Genomic DNA, 18,160 nt, shown 5'->3' on the forward strand with positions numbered 1-18,160 from the left:
TTTAGGAGAATGTCCATAGAAAACCTATAGACTGTTAACTATAAACTTTTAACTATTAAAACTCTCCTAGATTCCGAGCTTCTTGCGGATGTCCTTAGGAAGGGCGTTCTTGTTAACCATGAAGTCCATAGTCTTGTAAGCTACGAAAGCCTTGGTCATGTACCAGGTTCCCTTGTAGTCACCATACTCGCCCCAAGAGTTCTTAACCATGTAGTACTCCTTGCCGTTCTGATCCTTAGCGATACCGTAGATGTGCATACCGTGGTCGTCAGTTGTCTCCCAATTGTCGAATGCTTCCTGACGCATAGCCTGTGTAGGAACAATCTCAGGAGCATTCACGCCGAGAGAATCAAACTTCTCCTTCTTCTCGTCCTTAGAGAGCTTGAACCAATGGTCAGCATCTGTACCGGCCATAGAGCGAACCTTCTTTACGTCGTAAGCGATACCGAGACCCTTGCGAGTGAAACCATCTTCTGTTACGTCACCGCCCCAAGCTACTGTGTAACCGTTGTTTACAGCGTTGTCGATAATCTTGCAGATGTCTTCCATAGGAACGTTGTAGCTCAAAGGCCAGCGCCAGTTGTCCTGTACCTCAACAGCAAATTTGCTCCACATTGGATGGTGGGTGTAGCTGGTAATGGTTACATAATCATCAAGATTCAAACCGAGGCTCTGGCAGAAGCTCTGTGGAGTATACTGCTTGCCCTCGTATGTAAACTTCTCAGGAGCCTTACCGATGTAAGAGTCGATGATGCCCTGAAGACCGCTCTTCCAGGCTGGAGAAAGCTTCTTAGCTGTGCTCTTTGCTACTGCCTCTACGTATGGAGTCATTACATTGAAGAACTCACCGAAGTTAGCCAAAGAGTCACCTGTCAATGAACCTGGTGCAGGCATGGCAGACTCAGGTACAATACCATAGTGCTGCAAAGCATAGAGTACATCGTAGGCGCTACCACCCTCAGAGAAGCTCACGTCGCCGTGCATTCTTACTGCCACTGTGGCGCGGTCCATATAAGTCTTGTTGGCTACGAACATTTCGCTGAGGTCGTAGGTCTTGCCTGTCTTCTTCAAGATTTCGCTCTCGAAGTAGCTGAGGGTAGAGTAAGCCCAGCACGTACCACTGCGGTTCTGGTCCTTGATGCTAGTGATAGGATTCTGCTTTACTACAGTAAATACAGGTTTGTTCTTTGCTACTTCTGCAGAGTCTGCAGCTTTCTTCGCATTTGCTCCTGTGGCTACCAAAGCCATCAAGGCTGCAACAATCATAGTTTTCTTCATGAATTCTTTTCTCTTTATATTAATGTTCTTGTTATATCTTCTCTCTGATTCCTTATTCCTGAAATGATTTCTCTTTCAGAAATTTTATTCCTTGTTGGCTGCCATGAACTCCTCAACATCTTTTGGATGATAAGGTATGCGGTCTTTGCCCAGGAATCTGCAACCATCTTTGGTGATGAGTACATCGTCCTCAATTCGGATACCACCGAAATCTTTATAGGTCTCAATCTTGTCGAAGTTGAGGAATTCTGCACAGTGACCGGATGCCTTCCAGTCGTCGATGAGGGCAGGGATGAAGTAAACTCCCGGCTCGTCGGTTACCACGAAACCTTCCTGCAGACGGCGACCCATACGCAGGCAGTTGGTACCGAATTGCTCCAGATTAGGGCGTACCTCTTCGTCGAAACCAACGTTAATCTGGTCGAGGTTCTCCATGTCGTGAACATCCATTCCCATCATGTGGCCCAAACCATGAGGCAGGAACATGGCGTGTGCTCCAGCCTTTACAGCCTCTTCTGTATCACCCTTTGCAAGTCCGAGCTCCTTCATGCGGTCGAAGAGCAAGCGACATACAGAGAAGTGTACGTCAGCCCATTTTACGCCTGGCTTGGCTACATCCAGTGCATGGTCGTGGCATTCTTCTACAATAGAGTAGATTTCCAACTGGCGCTGGCTGAACTTTCCGCTCACCGGCATGGTGCGGGTGTTGTCTGAACAGTAGTTGTTCATAGTTTCTGCACCTGCATCACAGAGTGCCAGTCTGCCTTCTTCCAGTACATTCATAGATGGATAACCATGCTGAATTTCACCATGCTGACTGAAGATGGTTGGGAAACTGACCATGGCTCCGTAAGAGTGGGCAACGCCGCTTACCTGACCTGCTACATATTTTTCTGTCACACCCGGACGTACGAGTTTCATCGCTGTCGTATGCATCTTATATCCGATGACAGCAGCACGCTCCAATTCCTCGATTTCTTCCTGGGTCTTAGTTGAACGCATCTTCACAACAGCCTTGATGAGGTCCATGCTGGCCTCTTCTTTCTGCTGGTTAGGATGGATGCCCAGAAGGTCGAATACCTGCAGCTTGATGTCGTAGCGGTAAGGTGGCAGGAAATGAATCTTGCGCTTCTTCGACATGGCGTCGTTGCAGATAGTCTTGAGCGTTTTCATAGGCGCTGAGTTGTGAACGCCTACCTGTGCAGCAAGATCGTGAACGCTGTCAACGCTTCCGTACCATACGATGTCTACGAGATCGATGTCGTCGCCAATCAGGGTTTCAATATCGTTGTCTATATCTATCACACCTACCAGACCGTCGCGCTGCAATCCGAAATAATAGAGAAATGTCGAGTCCTGACGGAAAGGGTAATATCCGTTGTTAGGGAAATTACATGGTGAATTGTTGTTTCCGAAAAGTATAATTACGCCGCTTTTCACAAGCTTCTTCAGCTCCTGTCTGCGGCTGATGTAAGTCTCTTTGCTGAACATATTTTTAGTTTTTTACATTATTTTGCTTGCAAAGTTAGCAATTATTTCCAAAAAAATACGTATCTTTGCAAGCAAAATTGAATAAAACGCGTAAATTTATAAATAATTAATATAAAAACGGCTTTTTGCTAGACAAAATGTAAGAAAATTGTCTATGCTGCGAGCAAAATATAATTATTTTCAGAATTTTAAAAGCAGAGAGTGTGTTATGAAATTGAATTTGAAAACAACAGGTTTGGTTCTTGAGGGAGGAGGCATGCGAGGGGTCTTCACCAGTGGGGTACTGGATGCCTTCATGAAGCATGATGTTCATTTCCCTTATACGGTGGCTGTATCAGCTGGGGCATGTAATGGCATGTCGTATATGAGCCGCCAGCCTCGGCGTGCCCGTATCTCTAACATCGATTATCTGGCCCGATACCAGTATATCGGTATTCGCCATCTGGTGACTCAGGGGTGTATCTTCGACCGCAAATTGCTCTACGATAAGTTTCCGAACCAGCTCTTGCCTTTCGATTTTGATACCTATTTTAAGTATGCCGATGGTTTCGAGATGGTTACTACCAATTGTCTTACGGGCAAGGCTATGTATCTTTCCGAGAATCATGACAGGCAGCGTGCACTGGATATTGTGCGTGCTTCCAGCAGTTTGCCATATGTGAGCAAGATTGTGGAAGTGGATGGCATTCCGATGTTGGATGGTGGTATTGCGGACAGTATTCCGGTACAGCACGCCATTGACATGGGGTGGCAACACAATGTGGTTGTCCTGACTCGCAACAAAGGATGGCGTGATATGGGCAAAGACCATAAGATACCTTATTTATATAAGAACTATCCTCGCCTACGTGTGGCTCTGAGTCACCGTCATCGGGCTTATAACGAACAGATCCAGCTTGTAGATGATCTGGAGGCTGCGGATAAGATTACCTGTATCCGTCCAATCCGTCCGTTGGAAGTTGGCAGAATAGAGAAGGATACCGATAAACTGGAACGCCTCTACGAAGAAGGTTTCATGCTGGGTGAGGCTTTCTGCGAAAAATGCGTAGAAAAAGAATAATATTAATAAGGTGTAGTTGATAAATAAGGTGTAGAGTTTTAGTATATGGCTTGAGAATGAGTAGAACGGTGATTTTTAGAAACGGATTACACCGTGCCTAAAAATTACCGTTCTGGGTATGATAGTAATCAGCAATGATTTCTTCTTATTTCAGCAGGTCAGGGCGCAGGCGCTTGGTTCTTTCCATGGCTTGGTCGAATTCCCACTGGCGAATCTTGGCTTCGTTGCCACTGAGCAGAATCTCCGGAACCTTCCATCCCTTGTAGTCGGCAGGACGGGTGTAGATAGGGGCGGCAAGAATGTCGTCCTGGAAACAGTCGGAAAGTGCACTCTGTTCGTCGCTGATGACACCCGGAACCAGTCGGATGACGGCATCTGAGATGATGGCTGCAGCAAGTTCGCCACCCGTCAGCACATAATCACCTACACTGATTTCGCGGGTAATGAGATGGTCGCGCACACGCTGGTCAATACCCTTGTAGTGACCGCAGAGGATGATGAGGTTACCCTGCATCGACATTTCGTTGGCTATCTTCTGGTTGAAAGTTTCACCATCTGGCGAAACGTAAATCACGTCATCATACTCGCGCTCAGCCTTCAGTGCAGCAATGCAGCGGTCTATTGGTTCACATTGCATCACCATGCCGGCACTTCCGCCGTATGGATAGTCGTCCACACGCTTCCATTTATCTAATGTGTAGTCACGCAGATTGTGCAGATGAATCTCCGCTAGACCCTTCTTCTGCGCACGTGCCAGAATGGACTCATTGAAGAATCCCTCCAGCATCTCTGGTAATACTGTAATAATGTCTATTCTCATAACATCTGCAAAAATAATAAATAATGCGGAGAGTACCAAAAAAATTTGCTTTTTCTTTCATTTTAACTCCTCTTTTCTTCACTTTCCTTTCTTTTTTTCTCTGTTTTCCTGCCTTTCCGTAGCCATTCTTGTCTTTTCATATCATAATCCTGTTTTTCCGGAAAAAGAGAGTGATTAACGTATAAATATGCAACAAAATTATCAAAAAATAGAAAAATCATATCAAAATGATAAATTTTCGATAAAACATGCTACTATTTGTAGAAAAAGTTGTATTTTTGCAAACAGAATAGCTCGAAAGAGTGTATAATTAATTAAAATTGTGAACAAGATGATATTGGACATTGAAATGCTGAGAAGCTTTTACGCTTCGTATTCGGAAAGTGTAGCCCAGGCTAAGGCTACGGTGAAACGACCTCTTACTTATGCCGAGAAGGTGCTCTTTGCACATCTTTTCGACCCAACACAGTTGCGACCATATAAAAGAGGTGTGGAATATGTTGACTTCCGACCTAATCGCGTGGCGATGCAGGATGCGACTGCGCAAATGGCACTCTTGCAGTTCATGAATGCGGGTAAGGACAAAGTGGCCGTACCTGCTTCCGTACATTGTGATCACTTGATTCGTGCCGATGTGGGCGCAACACAAGATCTTCCTGAGGCTTGCAAGACCAATAAGGAGGTTTACGACTTTCTGAAGTCTGTTTCTCAGAAATACCATATCGGTTTCTGGGGACCAGGTGCCGGAATCATCCATCAGGTAGTGCTCGAAAACTATGCATTCCCTGGAGGTATGATGGTGGGTACCGATTCTCATACTCCTAATGCCGGTGGTCTCGGCATGGTGGCAGTAGGTGTAGGTGGTGCTGATGCCGTAGATGTGTTGACCGGTCAGCCTTGGGAACTCAAGATGCCACGTCTCATAGGTGTGCATCTCACAGGTAAACTCTCAGGCTGGGCCACTCCTAAGGATGTGATTCTCGAAATCCTCGGCATCCTTACCGTAAAGGGCGGAACCAATGCCATCCTCGAATACTTCGGCGAGGGATTGGACAGCATCTCTACCACCGGCAAGGCTACCATCTGTAACATGGGAGCCGAATTGGGTGCCACATGCTCTATCTTCCCATTCGACCAGAATGCCAGCGAGTATCTCCGCAAGACAGGCCGTGAAGAAATTGCATCTCTCGCACAGATGAATGCAGCCGAACTCCGTGCTGATGATGAGGTGTTGGCAGATCCGTCTGCTTTCTACGACCAGATTGTTGAAATCGACCTTTCTAAGGTTGAACCTCATCTTAACGGTCCGTTCACTCCAGATGCAGCCACACCAATCTCTCATATGAAGGCAAAAGGTCCTGCCAACGATTATCCGATGGTAGTAGAAGTAGGATTGGTAGGTAGCTGTACCAACTCTTCTTATCAGGACTTGGCCCGTGCTGCCAGCATTGCCCGTCAGGCTTATGAGAAAGGTATTGAGGTGAAGGGACAGCTTATCATCAACCCGGGTTCAGAGCAGATTCGCTATACAGCCGAGCGTGATGGCATCCTTGATGATTTCAAGAAGATTGGAGCCCTCATCATGACCAATGCCTGCGGTCCTTGCATCGGACAGTGGAAGCGTCATACCGACGATAATACGCGCAAGAATGCCATCGTTACCTCTTTCAACCGAAACTTCCGCCGCCGTGCTGATGGTAACCCTAATACGTTTGCCTTCATCGGCAGTCCAGAGCTCACCGTGGCTCTCACCATTGCGGGCCGTCTCGACTTCAATCCGGCTACAGATACCTTGCTGGATAAGGATGGCAACAGCGTGATGCTCGATGCGCCTACAGGTTTCACCTTCCCACCTAAGGGTTTTGCCGTAGAGGATAAGGGATTCATTGCCCCAAGCGAAGAAAATGCCAATGTAGAGGTAGTCATTTCGCCTGACAGCAACCGACTCCAGAAACTTGCTCCGTTTGCTCCATGGGATGGAAAAGACCTGACAGATATGCCGCTTCTTATCAAAACCGAGGGCAAATGTACCACCGACCACATCTCTATGGCGGGTCCTTGGCTGAAGTTCCGTGGACATTTGCAGAACATCTCCGACAACCTTTTAATGGGTGCCGTTAATGCCTTTAACGGTGAGAGCAATAAGGTGAAGAACCAGTTGGATGGTGCTTATGTCGAGGTTTCTACCGCTGCCAAGGCTTACAAGGCAAAAGGCATCAGCAGCATCGTGGTGGCAGAGGATAACTATGGTGAAGGTTCTTCCCGTGAGCATGCAGCTATGGAGCCTCGTTTCCTCAACGTGAAGGTGATTCTCGCCAAGAGTTTCGCCCGCATCCACGAAACCAACCTGAAGAAGCAGGGTATGCTTGCCCTCACATTCTGCAACAAGGATGATTATAATAAGGTGCAGGAGGACGACCGCATCTCTTTGACAGGTTTGAAGGAGTTTGCTCCAGGTTCTAAACTCACCGTCACCCTGAAGCACAAGGATGGTTCTGAGGATAGTTTCGAGGTTGAGCATACTTATAATGATACACAGATTGCATGGTTTAAGGCTGGTTCTGCATTGAACTTTGCTGCAAAAAAATAATAGTTGTAGCCATACAGCTAAAAAAGTAACAGTTATGAATAAAGAATATTTAATATATAAATTAAGCGATGAGGTAAAAAACTCATGCAAGATTGATAAGGATGCATTCAAGAAGTTCAATGTGAAGCGTGGACTTCGTAATGAGGATGGCTCTGGTGTGTTGGTCGGACTGACCAATATCGGTAATGTAGTGGGTTATGAGCGCGATGCAGAAGGTAAGTTGACCCCTACAGAAGGTAAACTTTATTATCGTGGTTATGAACTTGATGACCTGGTAACTCCTCTCTTGAAGGAGAAGCGCTTCGGATTCGAGGAAGTAGCCTTCCTGCTGCTCTCGGGCCAGTTGCCTGATAAGGAGGAATTGGATGCTTTCAAGGAACTTTTGAACGATAATATGCCGCTTGATCATCGTACGATTACCCATATCATCGAGCTGGAAGGCAGCAACATCATGAACATCCTGGCCCGTTGTGTGCTCGAAATGTACACCTTCGATCCGAATCCGGATGACATCAGCCGTGACAATCTGATGCGCCAGAGTATTGAGTTGATTGCCAAGTTCCCAACCATCATTGCTTATGCATACAATATCTACCGTCACTCTGTTCAGGGTAGAAGTCTACATATTCGTCATCCTCGTGAGAATCTCTCTATTGCAGAGAACTTTCTTTATATGATGAAGCATGAAAACTATTCCGAACTGGATGCCCGTATGCTCGACCTTCTCTTGATTATCCAGGCAGAACATGGTGGTGGTAACAACTCAACCTTTACAGTACGTGTAACATCTTCTACCCGTACAGATACTTACAGTTCTATTGCTGCTGGTATCGGTAGTTTAAAGGGTCCTTTGCATGGTGGTGCCAATATCAAGGTTATCAATATGTTCCACCACTTGAAAGAAGCTATCAAGGATTGGGGTAATGTAACTGAACTTGATACTTACCTTAAGCGAATGCTCAACAAGGAGGCTTATGACAAGACAGGTCTCATTTATGGTATCGGTCATGCGGTCTATACTTTGAGTGACCCACGTGCCGTTGAACTGAAGCGCCTGGCAGGTGAACTTGCCAAGGAAAAGGGTAGAGAAGACGAGTATAATTTCCTGAAGTTGATAGAGCAGGAAGGTATCAAATGTCTGCAGGAACACCGTGGAGGCAGCAAGCCAGCGTGTGCAAATCTTGATTTCTACAGTGGCTTTATCTATGAAATGATTGGTTTGCCACAGGAAATCTATACACCTATTTTCGCCATGGCACGTATCGTGGGTTGGACAGCCCATCGTATTGAAGAACTCAATTTCGAAGGCCGTCGTATTATCCGTCCTGCATATAAGAATATTCTTGGCGAACTGGAGTATAAGCCACTTAATGAGAGATAAAATTCCTCTTTGTTATTATACAAGAAAGGCAATGCCCGTCGTTGGGTGTTGCCTTTTCCTGTCTATATACAAGCAGGCTATTGTCAAGTGATGCAGTGAAGTTTTTGTTTTGACCATTAGAATTAATATACGTTAAATATTCAAAGTAGTATGTTGTAATTTTGGAGAAATGAATAATTATTCTTATCTTTGTAGCCGAAAAGTATAAAGAAAAGTATAAGTATTGAAGTTTTAACCGTCTAGTTTTAAGACAAAACAGTAAATGGATTGCATGGAAAAAGAATTTGAAGATTACTGGAATAAGCACCAGAAAAGATTAATCTTGAATGCTCCAAAAGCACTACGCGATGAATATATCGAATCAACCAAGCTTGACAGCCCGATAGATTGGGTCTGTTTTATCCTGCCTGTGGCTTTGGGCATTGGCCTCCAGCCAATTTTGGATATTCAGAGTGAGATTCTCTCTTGGGCAGTAGTATTGCTTATTGTGGTAGTTTGTTTTGCTGTGATGCAGCTGGTTAAGCCTATGTTGCAGAAAAAGAAATCTACCATACAAGTGGTCAAGAGCATTAAAGCTTTTTATTATGAAGTATACAAGAAAAATGGTTTAAAGAAATTAGAGCCTTGGAATTAGATTCCAAGGCTTTTTTGTTTATTGAAACCATTATATAATCATGAAATCACTCATCACATCATCCGATATGTAAAGACCTTCCCGAGTGAGGGAGAGCCTGCCGTTCTTTATTTTCATCAGTCCCCGGCTGATATGCGACTGGGCTTCCTGGAGCAGTCTGTCTGCCAGTTCTTTTCCGAATTCCTGCTCCATCTTCATGAGGTTTATTCCGTCGCTTGTTCGCAAGGCGGTTGTTATCAGATCGTTGTATCGGGTGAAAATATCTAGCTGTTCACTCTCAGAAGGCAGAATGCCATCGCCGATGCTTCGAATATAAGTCTGGATATTTTCGATATTCCAGCTGCGCTGCTTCCTATTGTAGGAGTGGGCGGCCGCTCCTATTCCGATATATGGTACCTCGTGCCAGTAACTGCTGTTGTGGCGTGAACGGAAGCCCGGACGGGCAAAATTGCTGATTTCATAATGTTCGTAGCCTGCTCCAGTAAGCTGGTCTATCAGGGTTTCATACATCTTGCGACTGGTTTCTTCATCTATTTCGCTAATCTTTCCCTGTTTCAGCATATGGTAGAGGGGAGTTCCCTCTTCGTACATCAGACTGTAGGCAGATATGTGTTCCACATCCAGCTGTATGGCGTGCCTGATATCGCTCATCCATTGGGAAAGAGATTCTTCAGGGAATCCGAACATCAGGTCGATACTGATATTGCGGATGCCGATGTTACGGAGTCGGGTGACGGCTTCTTCTACCTCTCCGGCATTATGACGGCGATGCAGAAAGCGTAAACGCTCGTTACAGAAGGTCTGTGCCCCCATGCTGATGCGGTTGATGGGGAGTTGCTTCAGCGTTTCACAGAAATCGCCGGTTACATCGTCCGGATTGCATTCCATCGTGATCTCCATATTCTCTGCCAGCGTATAGTTTTTTCTGATAGCAGAGAAAATCTGGTTGAGTTGGGAGCCGTTGAGCTGACTCGGGGTTCCACCGCCCAGATAGATGGTTTCGATAGTTTCATTGCTTCCGAGAGCGGCTTTTGCCGGGCGCATCTGCATCTCCCGGCAGAGTGCATCAGTGTAATCATCCCTTAACTTGAGGGAGGTGGTACTGTAAAAACCGCAGTAGATGCACCGGCTTTCACAAAAGGGGATATGTATGTATAGTCCTGCCATATTTCTGAACTTCTTTTTCTATATATAATAAGGTGTAAAGACAAAAACATGTCTAAACAAAGTGCAAAAGTACTAATATGTTTTAAAAAACAGAAGTTTTTTGCCCAAAACTTTTGGCAATGTGCGATTTTTTTTGTACTTTAGTAGCATGAAACAGAAAAACCGGTGGTTTGACTGTGGATTGCAACTAGCAAATTTAAGTATAACCCTTAAAAATCTATAAGCGTCATGAGAGTTTATCAGACAAATGAGATTAAAAACATTGCGCTGTTGGGCAGTGCGGGTAGCGGCAAGACTACACTTGCCGAGAGTATGTTATTTGAAGCAGGCGTTATCAAGCGTAAAGGCTCTGTAGAAGCGAAAAATACGGTGAGCGACTACTTCCCAGTTGAGTTGGAATACGGCTACTCTGTGTTCCCTACAGTTTTTCATGTAGAGTGGAACAACAAGAAGCTTAACATTATAGATTGCCCAGGTAGCGATGATTTCGTGGGAGGCGCCATTACTTCACTCAATGTTACCGATCAGGCAGTTATCCTTATTAATGGTCAGTATGGTCCAGAAGTAGGTACACAGAACAACTTCCGTTATACAGAGAAGTTGGGTAAACCTGTCATCTTCCTGGTAAACCAGCTCGACTCAGACAAGTGCGACTTTGATAATATCATAGCCACCATGAAGGACATTTACGGTTCTAAGTGTGTGCAGATACAATATCCTATCGAGACCGGTTCAGGCTTCAATGCTCTCATTGACGTCTTATTGATGAAAAAATATTCCTGGAAGCCTGAGGGCGGTGCTCCTATTATTGAAGATATTCCAGAAGAAGAAATGGAGAAAGCCATGGAACTTCATACGGCTCTTGTAGAGGCTGCAGCCGAGAACGATGAGGGACTGATGGAGAAGTTCTTCGAGAGCGAGAGTCTGACAGAAGATGAACTTCGCGAGGGCATCCGCAAGGGATTGGTTACCCGTAGCATCTTCCCTGTGTTCTGCGTTTGTGCAGGTAAGTCGATGGGCGTTCACCGCCTGATGGAGTTCCTGGGCAATGTGGTTCCTTTCGTAAGCGAGATGCCGAAACTGCATAATACACGTGGTGAGGAAATTACGCCAGACAGCAATGGTCCTGAGAGTGTTTACTTCTTCAAGACTGGTATGGAACCTCATATCGGTGAGGTTAGCTACTTCAAGGTGATGAGCGGCTCTATCAAGAATGGTGACGATCTGACTAATGCAGATCGTGGCTCCAAGGAGCGTATCGGACAGATTTATGCCTGTGCGGGTGCCAACCGTGTGCCTGTAGAGCAGTTGAATGCCGGTGATATTGGCTGTACCGTGAAGATGAAGGACGTGAAGACCGGCAATACCCTTAATGGTAAGGGGGCTGAGTGGCGTTTCGACTTCATTAAATATCCTAACCCTAAGTATTCACGTGCTATCAAGGCTGCCAATGTTCAGGATACAGAGAAACTGATGGCTGCACTCCTGAAGATGCGCCAGGAAGACCCTACTTGGATTGTTGATCAGAGCAAGGAATTGCGTCAGGTAATCGTAAGAGGTCAGGGTGAGTTCCATCTCCGCACACTGAAGTGGCGTTTGGAAAACAACGAGAAACTCAATGTGACTTTCGAAGAGCCACGTATTCCATATCGTGAGACTATTACCAAGAAGGCTCGTGCTGACTACCGCCATAAGAAACAGAGTGGTGGCTCCGGTCAGTTTGGTGAGGTTCATCTCATTGTTGAACCATACGCAGAAGGTATGCCTGATCCTACATCATTTACCTTCAACGGCCAGGAATTCAAGATGAATATCAAGAGCCGTGAAGAGGTTAGCTTGCCATGGGGTGGTAAACTGGTATTCCTCAACTCTGTGGTTGGTGGTGCCATTGATGCCCGCTTCATGCCAGCAATTCTGAAGGGTATTATGGACTGTATGGAACATGGTCCGTTGACGGGCAGTTATGCACGTGATGTACGTGTCATCGTTTATGATGGTAAGATGCACCCAGTAGATAGTAATGAACTTTCGTTCATGCTTGCTGCCCGCCATGCGTTCAGCGATGCCTTCAAACAGGCTGGTCCGAAGATTCTGGAGCCTATCTATGATCTTGAGGTTTATGTGCCTGCTGATTTCATGGGTGATGTGATGAGTGATCTCCAGGGACGTCGTGCTCTCATTATGGGTATGGACAGCGAGGCTGGTTATCAGAAGCTGAGTGCCAAGATTCCTCTGAAGGAACTTGCCAGCTATTCCATCTCTCTGAGTTCATTGACTGGTGGACGTGCTTCATTCACTACCAAGTTTGCCAGCTACGAGTTGGTTCCTTCCGACATTCAGAGTAAGCTGATTGCGGATCATGAGGCTGAATTGGAGAAGGATGCTGAATAGTAATCGTTAGGTTAGAGAAAAATCTCTCTTATATAAATTAAAATTTTATGTTGATATGACCAATATGGGGAAGTGTGCATGTGATATGTATACTTCCTCTCTTTTTTTTATGGAAAATAAAAAATAGTTTTATATACGAAACTAAAAATACCGAAAAATGTTAAAAACTAGAAAGAGTAAATAATTAATTAACGATTTTAAGTTAACTGATTAAGAAATTTCTTATCTTTGCCCCCATGAAGAAGAAAACGATTTGGACCATAGCCATTATCATGGGCTTTTCGTTCCTTGCGCTGCTGTACTTGCAGCTCAGTTACATCCAGGAGATGGTAAACATGAAGAAGGAACAGTTTGACGAGTCGGTCAACAGAGCCCTGTATCAAGCTTCAAGAAATTTGGAGCTTAATGAAACTCTGCGCTATCTCGAAAAGAATGTCAACGAGACAGAACGTAAGGCCAATAAAGATAAGAACAAGGGAACGGCAGTTTATTCAACTTTCGAGCTGAAGACAAATGCCACACATCCTGGCAATATGCCGAAGGCGATGATACTGCGTAGCGATAAGAATTCGCTGACAGAAACACAGAAGTCGCTTCAGGAAATCGTGAAGAACCGCTATGTCTATCAGAAAGCGTTGCTGGATGAGGTGGTATATTCTATCCTTTATTCGGCATCAGACAAGCCGCTGAAGGAGAGAATCAACTTCAAGCAGCTCGATCAGGACCTCAAGGCTGAGATGATGAATAATGGTATCAACATTCCTTATCATTTCACCGTGACTACTCAGGATGGACGAGAGGTTTACCGCTGTCCTGACTATACGGACGAGGGTGAGGAATACAGCTACTCACAGGTGCTCTTCCGCAACGACCCACAGTCTAAGATGGGCGTAGTAAGGGTGCATTTCCCGGATATGAACAGCTATATCTTCTCCAGTGTGCGCTTCATGATTCCTAGTGTCATCTTCACGCTGGTACTGCTGATTACCTTCATCTTTACCATTGTGGTTATCTTCAGACAAAAGAGATATACAGAGATAAAGAACGACTTCATCAATAATATGACCCACGAACTGAAGACGCCGATAGCCAGTATCAGTCTGGCAGCGCAGATGCTCAATGATACCTCGGTAGCAAAGAGCGAACAGATGCAGAAACATCTGGGTAACGTGATCAACGATGAATCGAAGCGTCTTCGTTTCCTGGTAGAAAAGGTATTGCAGATGAGTATGTTCGACCGCAAGAAGGCGGTGTTCAAGAAGAAAGAACTCGATCTGAACGAGATGGTTGAGAATATTGCCAATTCCTTCTCGCTCCGCGTTGAGCATACTGGCGGAAAGGTCTATACCGATATTGAGGCTATCGATTCGGGACTCTATGTTGATGAGGTACATTTCCAGAATGTCATCTTCAATCTGATGGACAATGCCGTGAAATACCGCAAGCCAGACGAGCCGCTTAACATTACGATGAAGACCTGGAATGATGAAGAGCATCTGTATCTCTCAATCACGGATACCGGTCTGGGTATGAAGAAGGAGAATCTGAAGAAGATATTCGACAAGTTCTACCGCGTACATACAGGCAATGTCCATGATGTGAAGGGATTCGGACTGGGACTGGCTTATGTCAAGAAGATAGTAGATCTTCATGATGGTGAAATTAAGGTAGATAGCGAATTAGGAAAGGGCACAACCTTTACCATCAAGCTGCCGGTGATTCACAGTTAAGACTTGAAGAAACAGAATAAAGAATTAAAAGAATATTAATAATTTTAAAGAATAAAGATATGGAAGAGAAAATTAAAATCTTGCTTTGCGAGGACGATGAAAATTTAGGTATGTTGCTTCGCGAATATTTGCAGGCAAAGGGATTTACTACAGTTCTGTGCCCTGATGGCGAGGTAGGTTATAAGGAATTCAATAAAAATAAGTTTGATATTGCAGTACTCGACGTGATGATGCCAAAGAAGGACGGCTTTACCCTGGCACAGGAAATTCGTCAGACCAATGCCGACCTCCCAATCATCTTCCTTACTGCCAAGACATTGAAGGAAGATATCCTTGAAGGTTTCAAGATTGGTGCTGATGATTATATCACCAAGCCATTCTCTATGGAAGAATTGGTATTCCGTGTAGAGGCTATTCTCCGCCGCGTACGTGGCAAGAAGAGCAAGGAGTCTACCATGTATCACATTGGTGACTTTACCTTCGATACACAGAAGCAGCTTCTTACCATTGGTGAAAAGCAGACCAAGCTTACTACCAAGGAGAATGAACTTCTTGCTTTGCTCTGTGCTCACTCTAATGAAATTCTGCAGCGCGATTTTGCTCTGAAGACCATCTGGATTGATGACAATTACTTCAATGCACGCTCAATGGATGTTTACATTACCAAACTCCGTAAGCATTTGAAGGACGATCCTCAGATTGAAATCATCAATATCCATGGTAAGGGATACAAACTGATAGTTCCTAACGAAGATTAAATGATTCTGTAATTGGGAAAAGATTCCCAAAGATATAAAAAGGATAAGTCGATGATCGGCTTATCCTTTTTTTAATGAATATACAAATCCGGCTACTCCCGCCAGAATGAAAAAGAGGCCAGCGAAGAGTACGCTGTTTCCCTGAATGGAAAACGCAAAGCTGGCCACCATCAGCAGGACGCCTAAAACGGTGAAAGCCATGCCCATAGATGGTAGGGTATGGAGCAGAGTAATCAGTTTCTTGTTCATTTTTGCCATATTCTTTACAATTTAGAGGTTGTTTTTATACTATTAACAATTATTTTGTGCAAAAGTACGAAAAATATTTGGTTAATTCAAGAAAAAGTCGTAATTTTGCACCGCAATTCGTGAAAAGGCTGTGTTTTCGCACACATTTTCCGGTTTGCATGAGAATTTTTATATTAATATTTAATCATTTAAAGTAGTATGAATCAATACGAAACCGTTTTCATTTTGACTCCCGTTTTGTCTGATGAACAGATGAAGGAAACGGTCGCTAAGTTCGAGAAGGTACTCACCGATAATGGTGCTGAGATTCTGAACAAAGAGGCTTGGGGTTTGAAGAAGTTGGCTTACAACATCGAGAAGAAGACATCAGGCTTCTACAGCTTGGTTGAGTTCAAGGCTGAGCCAACTGTTATCGCTAAGCTCGAAACAGCTTATCGCCGCGACGAGAAAGTAATTCGTTACATGACTGTTAAACTTGACAAGTATGCTGCCGCTTACGCAGAGAAGCGTCGTGCAAAGCTTGGTAAAAAAGAGGAGGCTTAATCATGGCAGATCAGAAATCAGAAATCCGTTATTTGACTGCTCCTTCTATCGACACAAAGAAGAAGAAGTATTGCCGTTTCAAGAAGAGCGGTATTAAGTACATCGACTACAAGGATCCAGAGTTCTTGAAGAAGTTCTTGAACGAGCAGGGTAAAATCCTTCCACGTCGTATCACAGGTACATCTTTGAAGTATCAGCGCCGTGTAGCACAGGCTGTAAAGCGTGCTCGCCAGATCGCTTTGCTTCCTTACGTAACCGATTTGATGAAGTAATTTAAGGAGGATAAAGAAGAATGGAAATTATTTTGAAGCAAGATATTATCGGTCTTGGATATAAGAACGATATCGTAAATGTAAAGAGTGGTTATGGTCGTAACTTCCTTATCCCTACAGGTAAGGCTGTTATCGCATCTCCATCTGCTAAGAAGCAGTTGGCTGAGGATTTGAAGCAGCAGGCTCACAAGCTTGAGGCTATCAAGGCTGAGGCTGTTAAGAAGGGCGAGGCTCTCGAGGGCATTGTTCTTACTATTGCTGCTAAGGTGAGCGCTACTGGTCAGCTCTATGGCTCAGTTAACGCTGCAACTGTTGCTGAGGAACTCGCTAAGAAGGGCATCGAGGTTGATCGCAAGATTATCACTATGAAGGATGCTAAGAAGGTTGGTGAGTACGAGGCTACTGTACACTACCACAAGGAGGTTGAGGTTAAGGTTCCAGTTAATGTTGTTGCTGAGAACGCTCCTGTTGCAGCTCCTGCTGCTGAGGAGGCTCCAGTTGAGGCACCTGCTGAGGCTGCAGCTGAGGAAGAGGCTCCAGCAGCTGAATAATCCTAGCTCAATCAATTTGTATGAAGTACGATATTTTTCGCACTGTAAAGCAAATTAATATAAAGATCCCTTTTGCCGCAAGGCATTAGGGATTTTTTTGTATCTTTTCCCAGTTCTGAATGGAAAGTTTTTACCATTCTTGTAGTAATTTAGAATATATAACTTTATTTTTTGATATTCTCTGCTGATTCTCAGAATTTTATTGTACCTTTGCAGTCGGATTCAAAGAATTCATGTATATTGCAGGAATATTTATTATAAATTTAAAAAATAATAGGATAAAATGAAAGCATTTGTTTTCCCTGGACAGGGTTCTCAGTTCGTAGGTATGGGTAAGGACCTCTACGATAACAACGCATTGGCAAAAGAACTTTTCGATAAGGCCGACGAGATTCTCGGCTTCAAGATTACTGATATCATGTTCGCCGGTACCGACGATCAGTTGAAGGAAACCAAGGTTACCCAGCCTGCTGTATTCCTCCATTCTGTTATCTCTGCTCTTTGCCTGGGTGAGGAGTTCAAGCCAGCTATGGTTGCAGGTCACTCTCTCGGTGAGTTCTCTGCATTGGTTGCTGCCGGTGCTATGGCTTTCGAGGATGGTTTGAAACTCGTTGCTGCCCGTGCCAACGCTATGCAGAAGGCTTGCGAGGCTAACCCTGGTACTATGGCTGCCATCATCGGTTTGCCAGATGAAAAGGTTGAGGAAATCTGCGCTGAGGTAAGCACAGAAGGCAACGTGGTAGTTGCTGCTAACTACAACTGCCCTGGTCAGCTCGTTATCTCAGGTAACGTAGATGCTGTCAATGCTGCTTGCGAGAAGCTGAAGGCTGCTGGTGCTAAGCGTGCATTGCCTTTGAAGGTTGGTGGTGCTTTCCACTCTCCATTGATGCAGCCAGCTAAGGATGAACTTCAGGCTGCTATCGAGAAGACTACATTCTCTGCTCCTAAGTGCCCGGTTTACCAGAATGTAGACGGTAAGCCTCATACTGATCCAGCTGAGATTCAGCAGAACCTCATCGCACAGCTTACAAGCTCTGTACGTTGGACTTCATCTGTACAGGCTATGATTGCTGATGGTGCTGATGACTTCACAGAGTGTGGTCCTGGCAAGGCATTGCAGGGTATGATTGGCCGCATCGACAAGAATGTTGCCGCTCATGGTATTGCTTAATCAACAATAACACTATTCAACGTTTTATCTTTTCAGCAAAGGCGTTGTTGGAAAGGTAAAACGTTTCATTTTTT

At 44.8% G+C, this 18,160-nt stretch carries 16 protein-coding genes; 11 read left to right on the forward strand and 5 right to left on the reverse strand.

The window, feature by feature from the left end:
- Positions 1-66: 66 nt before the first annotated feature.
- Positions 67-1,278 (reverse strand): aminopeptidase C, encoded by a 1,212-nt coding sequence (locus tag F7D47_RS02655; RefSeq protein WP_022121917.1) that lies wholly within the window; start codon positions 1,276-1,278, stop codon positions 67-69.
- 84 nt (positions 1,279-1,362) lie between these two features.
- On the reverse strand, positions 1,363-2,769 hold the full coding sequence (locus F7D47_RS02660) for an aminopeptidase P family protein (protein WP_153086322.1): 1,407 nt from the start codon (positions 2,767-2,769) through the stop codon (positions 1,363-1,365).
- A 208-nt stretch (positions 2,770-2,977) separates the two neighbouring features.
- On the opposite strand from F7D47_RS02660, the gene F7D47_RS02665 reads away from it, so the two are divergent.
- The gene (locus F7D47_RS02665) at positions 2,978-3,829 is read left to right on the forward strand and encodes a patatin-like phospholipase family protein (RefSeq protein WP_153086321.1); all 852 of its coding nucleotides are present in this window, start codon (positions 2,978-2,980) and stop codon (positions 3,827-3,829) included.
- 145 nt (positions 3,830-3,974) lie between these two features.
- On the opposite strand, the gene trmD is transcribed toward F7D47_RS02665, so the two are convergent.
- Complete coding sequence (gene trmD / locus F7D47_RS02670; protein WP_006847387.1) at positions 3,975-4,649, reverse strand: tRNA (guanosine(37)-N1)-methyltransferase TrmD; 675 nt, start codon at positions 4,647-4,649, stop codon at positions 3,975-3,977.
- 331 nt (positions 4,650-4,980) lie between these two features.
- Between trmD and F7D47_RS02675 the strand changes: the two genes are divergently transcribed.
- From F7D47_RS02675 to F7D47_RS02685, 3 genes are all read left to right on the forward strand, one after another.
- On the forward strand, positions 4,981-7,239 hold the full coding sequence (locus tag F7D47_RS02675; protein WP_153086475.1) for an aconitate hydratase: 2,259 nt from the start codon (positions 4,981-4,983) through the stop codon (positions 7,237-7,239).
- A gap of 34 nt (positions 7,240-7,273) precedes the next feature.
- Positions 7,274-8,620 carry a citrate/2-methylcitrate synthase gene (locus tag F7D47_RS02680; RefSeq protein ID WP_117692257.1) on the forward strand — a complete coding sequence of 449 codons (1,347 nt, stop codon included), beginning with the start codon at positions 7,274-7,276 and terminating at the stop codon, positions 8,618-8,620.
- A gap of 271 nt (positions 8,621-8,891) precedes the next feature.
- Complete coding sequence (locus tag F7D47_RS02685) at positions 8,892-9,254, forward strand: hypothetical protein (RefSeq protein WP_022121911.1); 363 nt, start codon at positions 8,892-8,894, stop codon at positions 9,252-9,254.
- 30 nt (positions 9,255-9,284) lie between these two features.
- Here F7D47_RS02685 and hemW read toward each other — a convergent pair whose 3' ends face one another.
- Positions 9,285-10,421 (reverse strand): radical SAM family heme chaperone HemW, encoded by a 1,137-nt coding sequence (hemW, locus tag F7D47_RS02690; RefSeq protein WP_153086320.1) that lies wholly within the window; start codon positions 10,419-10,421, stop codon positions 9,285-9,287.
- Positions 10,422-10,649: 228 nt separating this feature from the next.
- On the opposite strand from hemW, the gene F7D47_RS02695 reads away from it, so the two are divergent.
- The 3 genes from F7D47_RS02695 (at position 10,650) to rprY (ending at position 15,300) form a co-directional block, all read left to right on the forward strand.
- Positions 10,650-12,812 (forward strand): elongation factor G, encoded by a 2,163-nt coding sequence (locus F7D47_RS02695; protein WP_118254846.1) that lies wholly within the window; start codon positions 10,650-10,652, stop codon positions 12,810-12,812.
- 236 nt (positions 12,813-13,048) lie between these two features.
- Positions 13,049-14,542: a sensor histidine kinase gene (locus tag F7D47_RS02700; protein ID WP_006847395.1), complete on the forward strand. Its 1,494-nt coding sequence runs from the start codon at positions 13,049-13,051 to the stop codon at positions 14,540-14,542.
- 59 nt (positions 14,543-14,601) lie between these two features.
- Positions 14,602-15,300, forward strand: coding sequence for a response regulator transcription factor RprY (rprY, locus tag F7D47_RS02705; RefSeq protein ID WP_006847396.1), 699 nt, complete (start codon positions 14,602-14,604; stop codon positions 15,298-15,300).
- 60 nt (positions 15,301-15,360) lie between these two features.
- Here the strand turns inward: rprY and F7D47_RS02710 are convergent, their stop codons facing one another.
- Positions 15,361-15,558, reverse strand: coding sequence for a hypothetical protein (locus F7D47_RS02710; RefSeq protein ID WP_153086319.1), 198 nt, complete (start codon positions 15,556-15,558; stop codon positions 15,361-15,363).
- Positions 15,559-15,747: 189 nt separating this feature from the next.
- Between F7D47_RS02710 and rpsF the strand changes: the two genes are divergently transcribed.
- The 4 genes from rpsF (at position 15,748) to fabD (ending at position 18,086) form a co-directional block, all read left to right on the forward strand.
- Positions 15,748-16,092, forward strand: coding sequence for a 30S ribosomal protein S6 (rpsF, locus tag F7D47_RS02715; protein ID WP_006847398.1), 345 nt, complete (start codon positions 15,748-15,750; stop codon positions 16,090-16,092).
- 2 nt (positions 16,093-16,094) lie between these two features.
- A complete protein-coding gene (gene rpsR / locus F7D47_RS02720) occupies positions 16,095-16,364 on the forward strand; it encodes a 30S ribosomal protein S18 (protein ID WP_006847399.1) in 270 nt (89 codons plus the stop codon).
- A 20-nt stretch (positions 16,365-16,384) separates the two neighbouring features.
- Entirely contained in the window at positions 16,385-16,915 is a 531-nt protein-coding gene (gene rplI, locus F7D47_RS02725) for a 50S ribosomal protein L9 (RefSeq protein ID WP_006847400.1), read from the forward strand.
- A 283-nt stretch (positions 16,916-17,198) separates the two neighbouring features.
- Positions 17,199-18,086: an ACP S-malonyltransferase gene (gene fabD / locus F7D47_RS02730; RefSeq protein WP_153086318.1), complete on the forward strand. Its 888-nt coding sequence runs from the start codon at positions 17,199-17,201 to the stop codon at positions 18,084-18,086.
- The last annotated feature ends 74 nt before the right edge of the window (positions 18,087-18,160 follow it).

It is taken from the genome of Segatella copri, assembly GCF_009494835.1.
Taxonomy (GTDB): Bacteria; Bacteroidota; Bacteroidia; order Bacteroidales; family Bacteroidaceae; genus Prevotella; species Prevotella copri_F.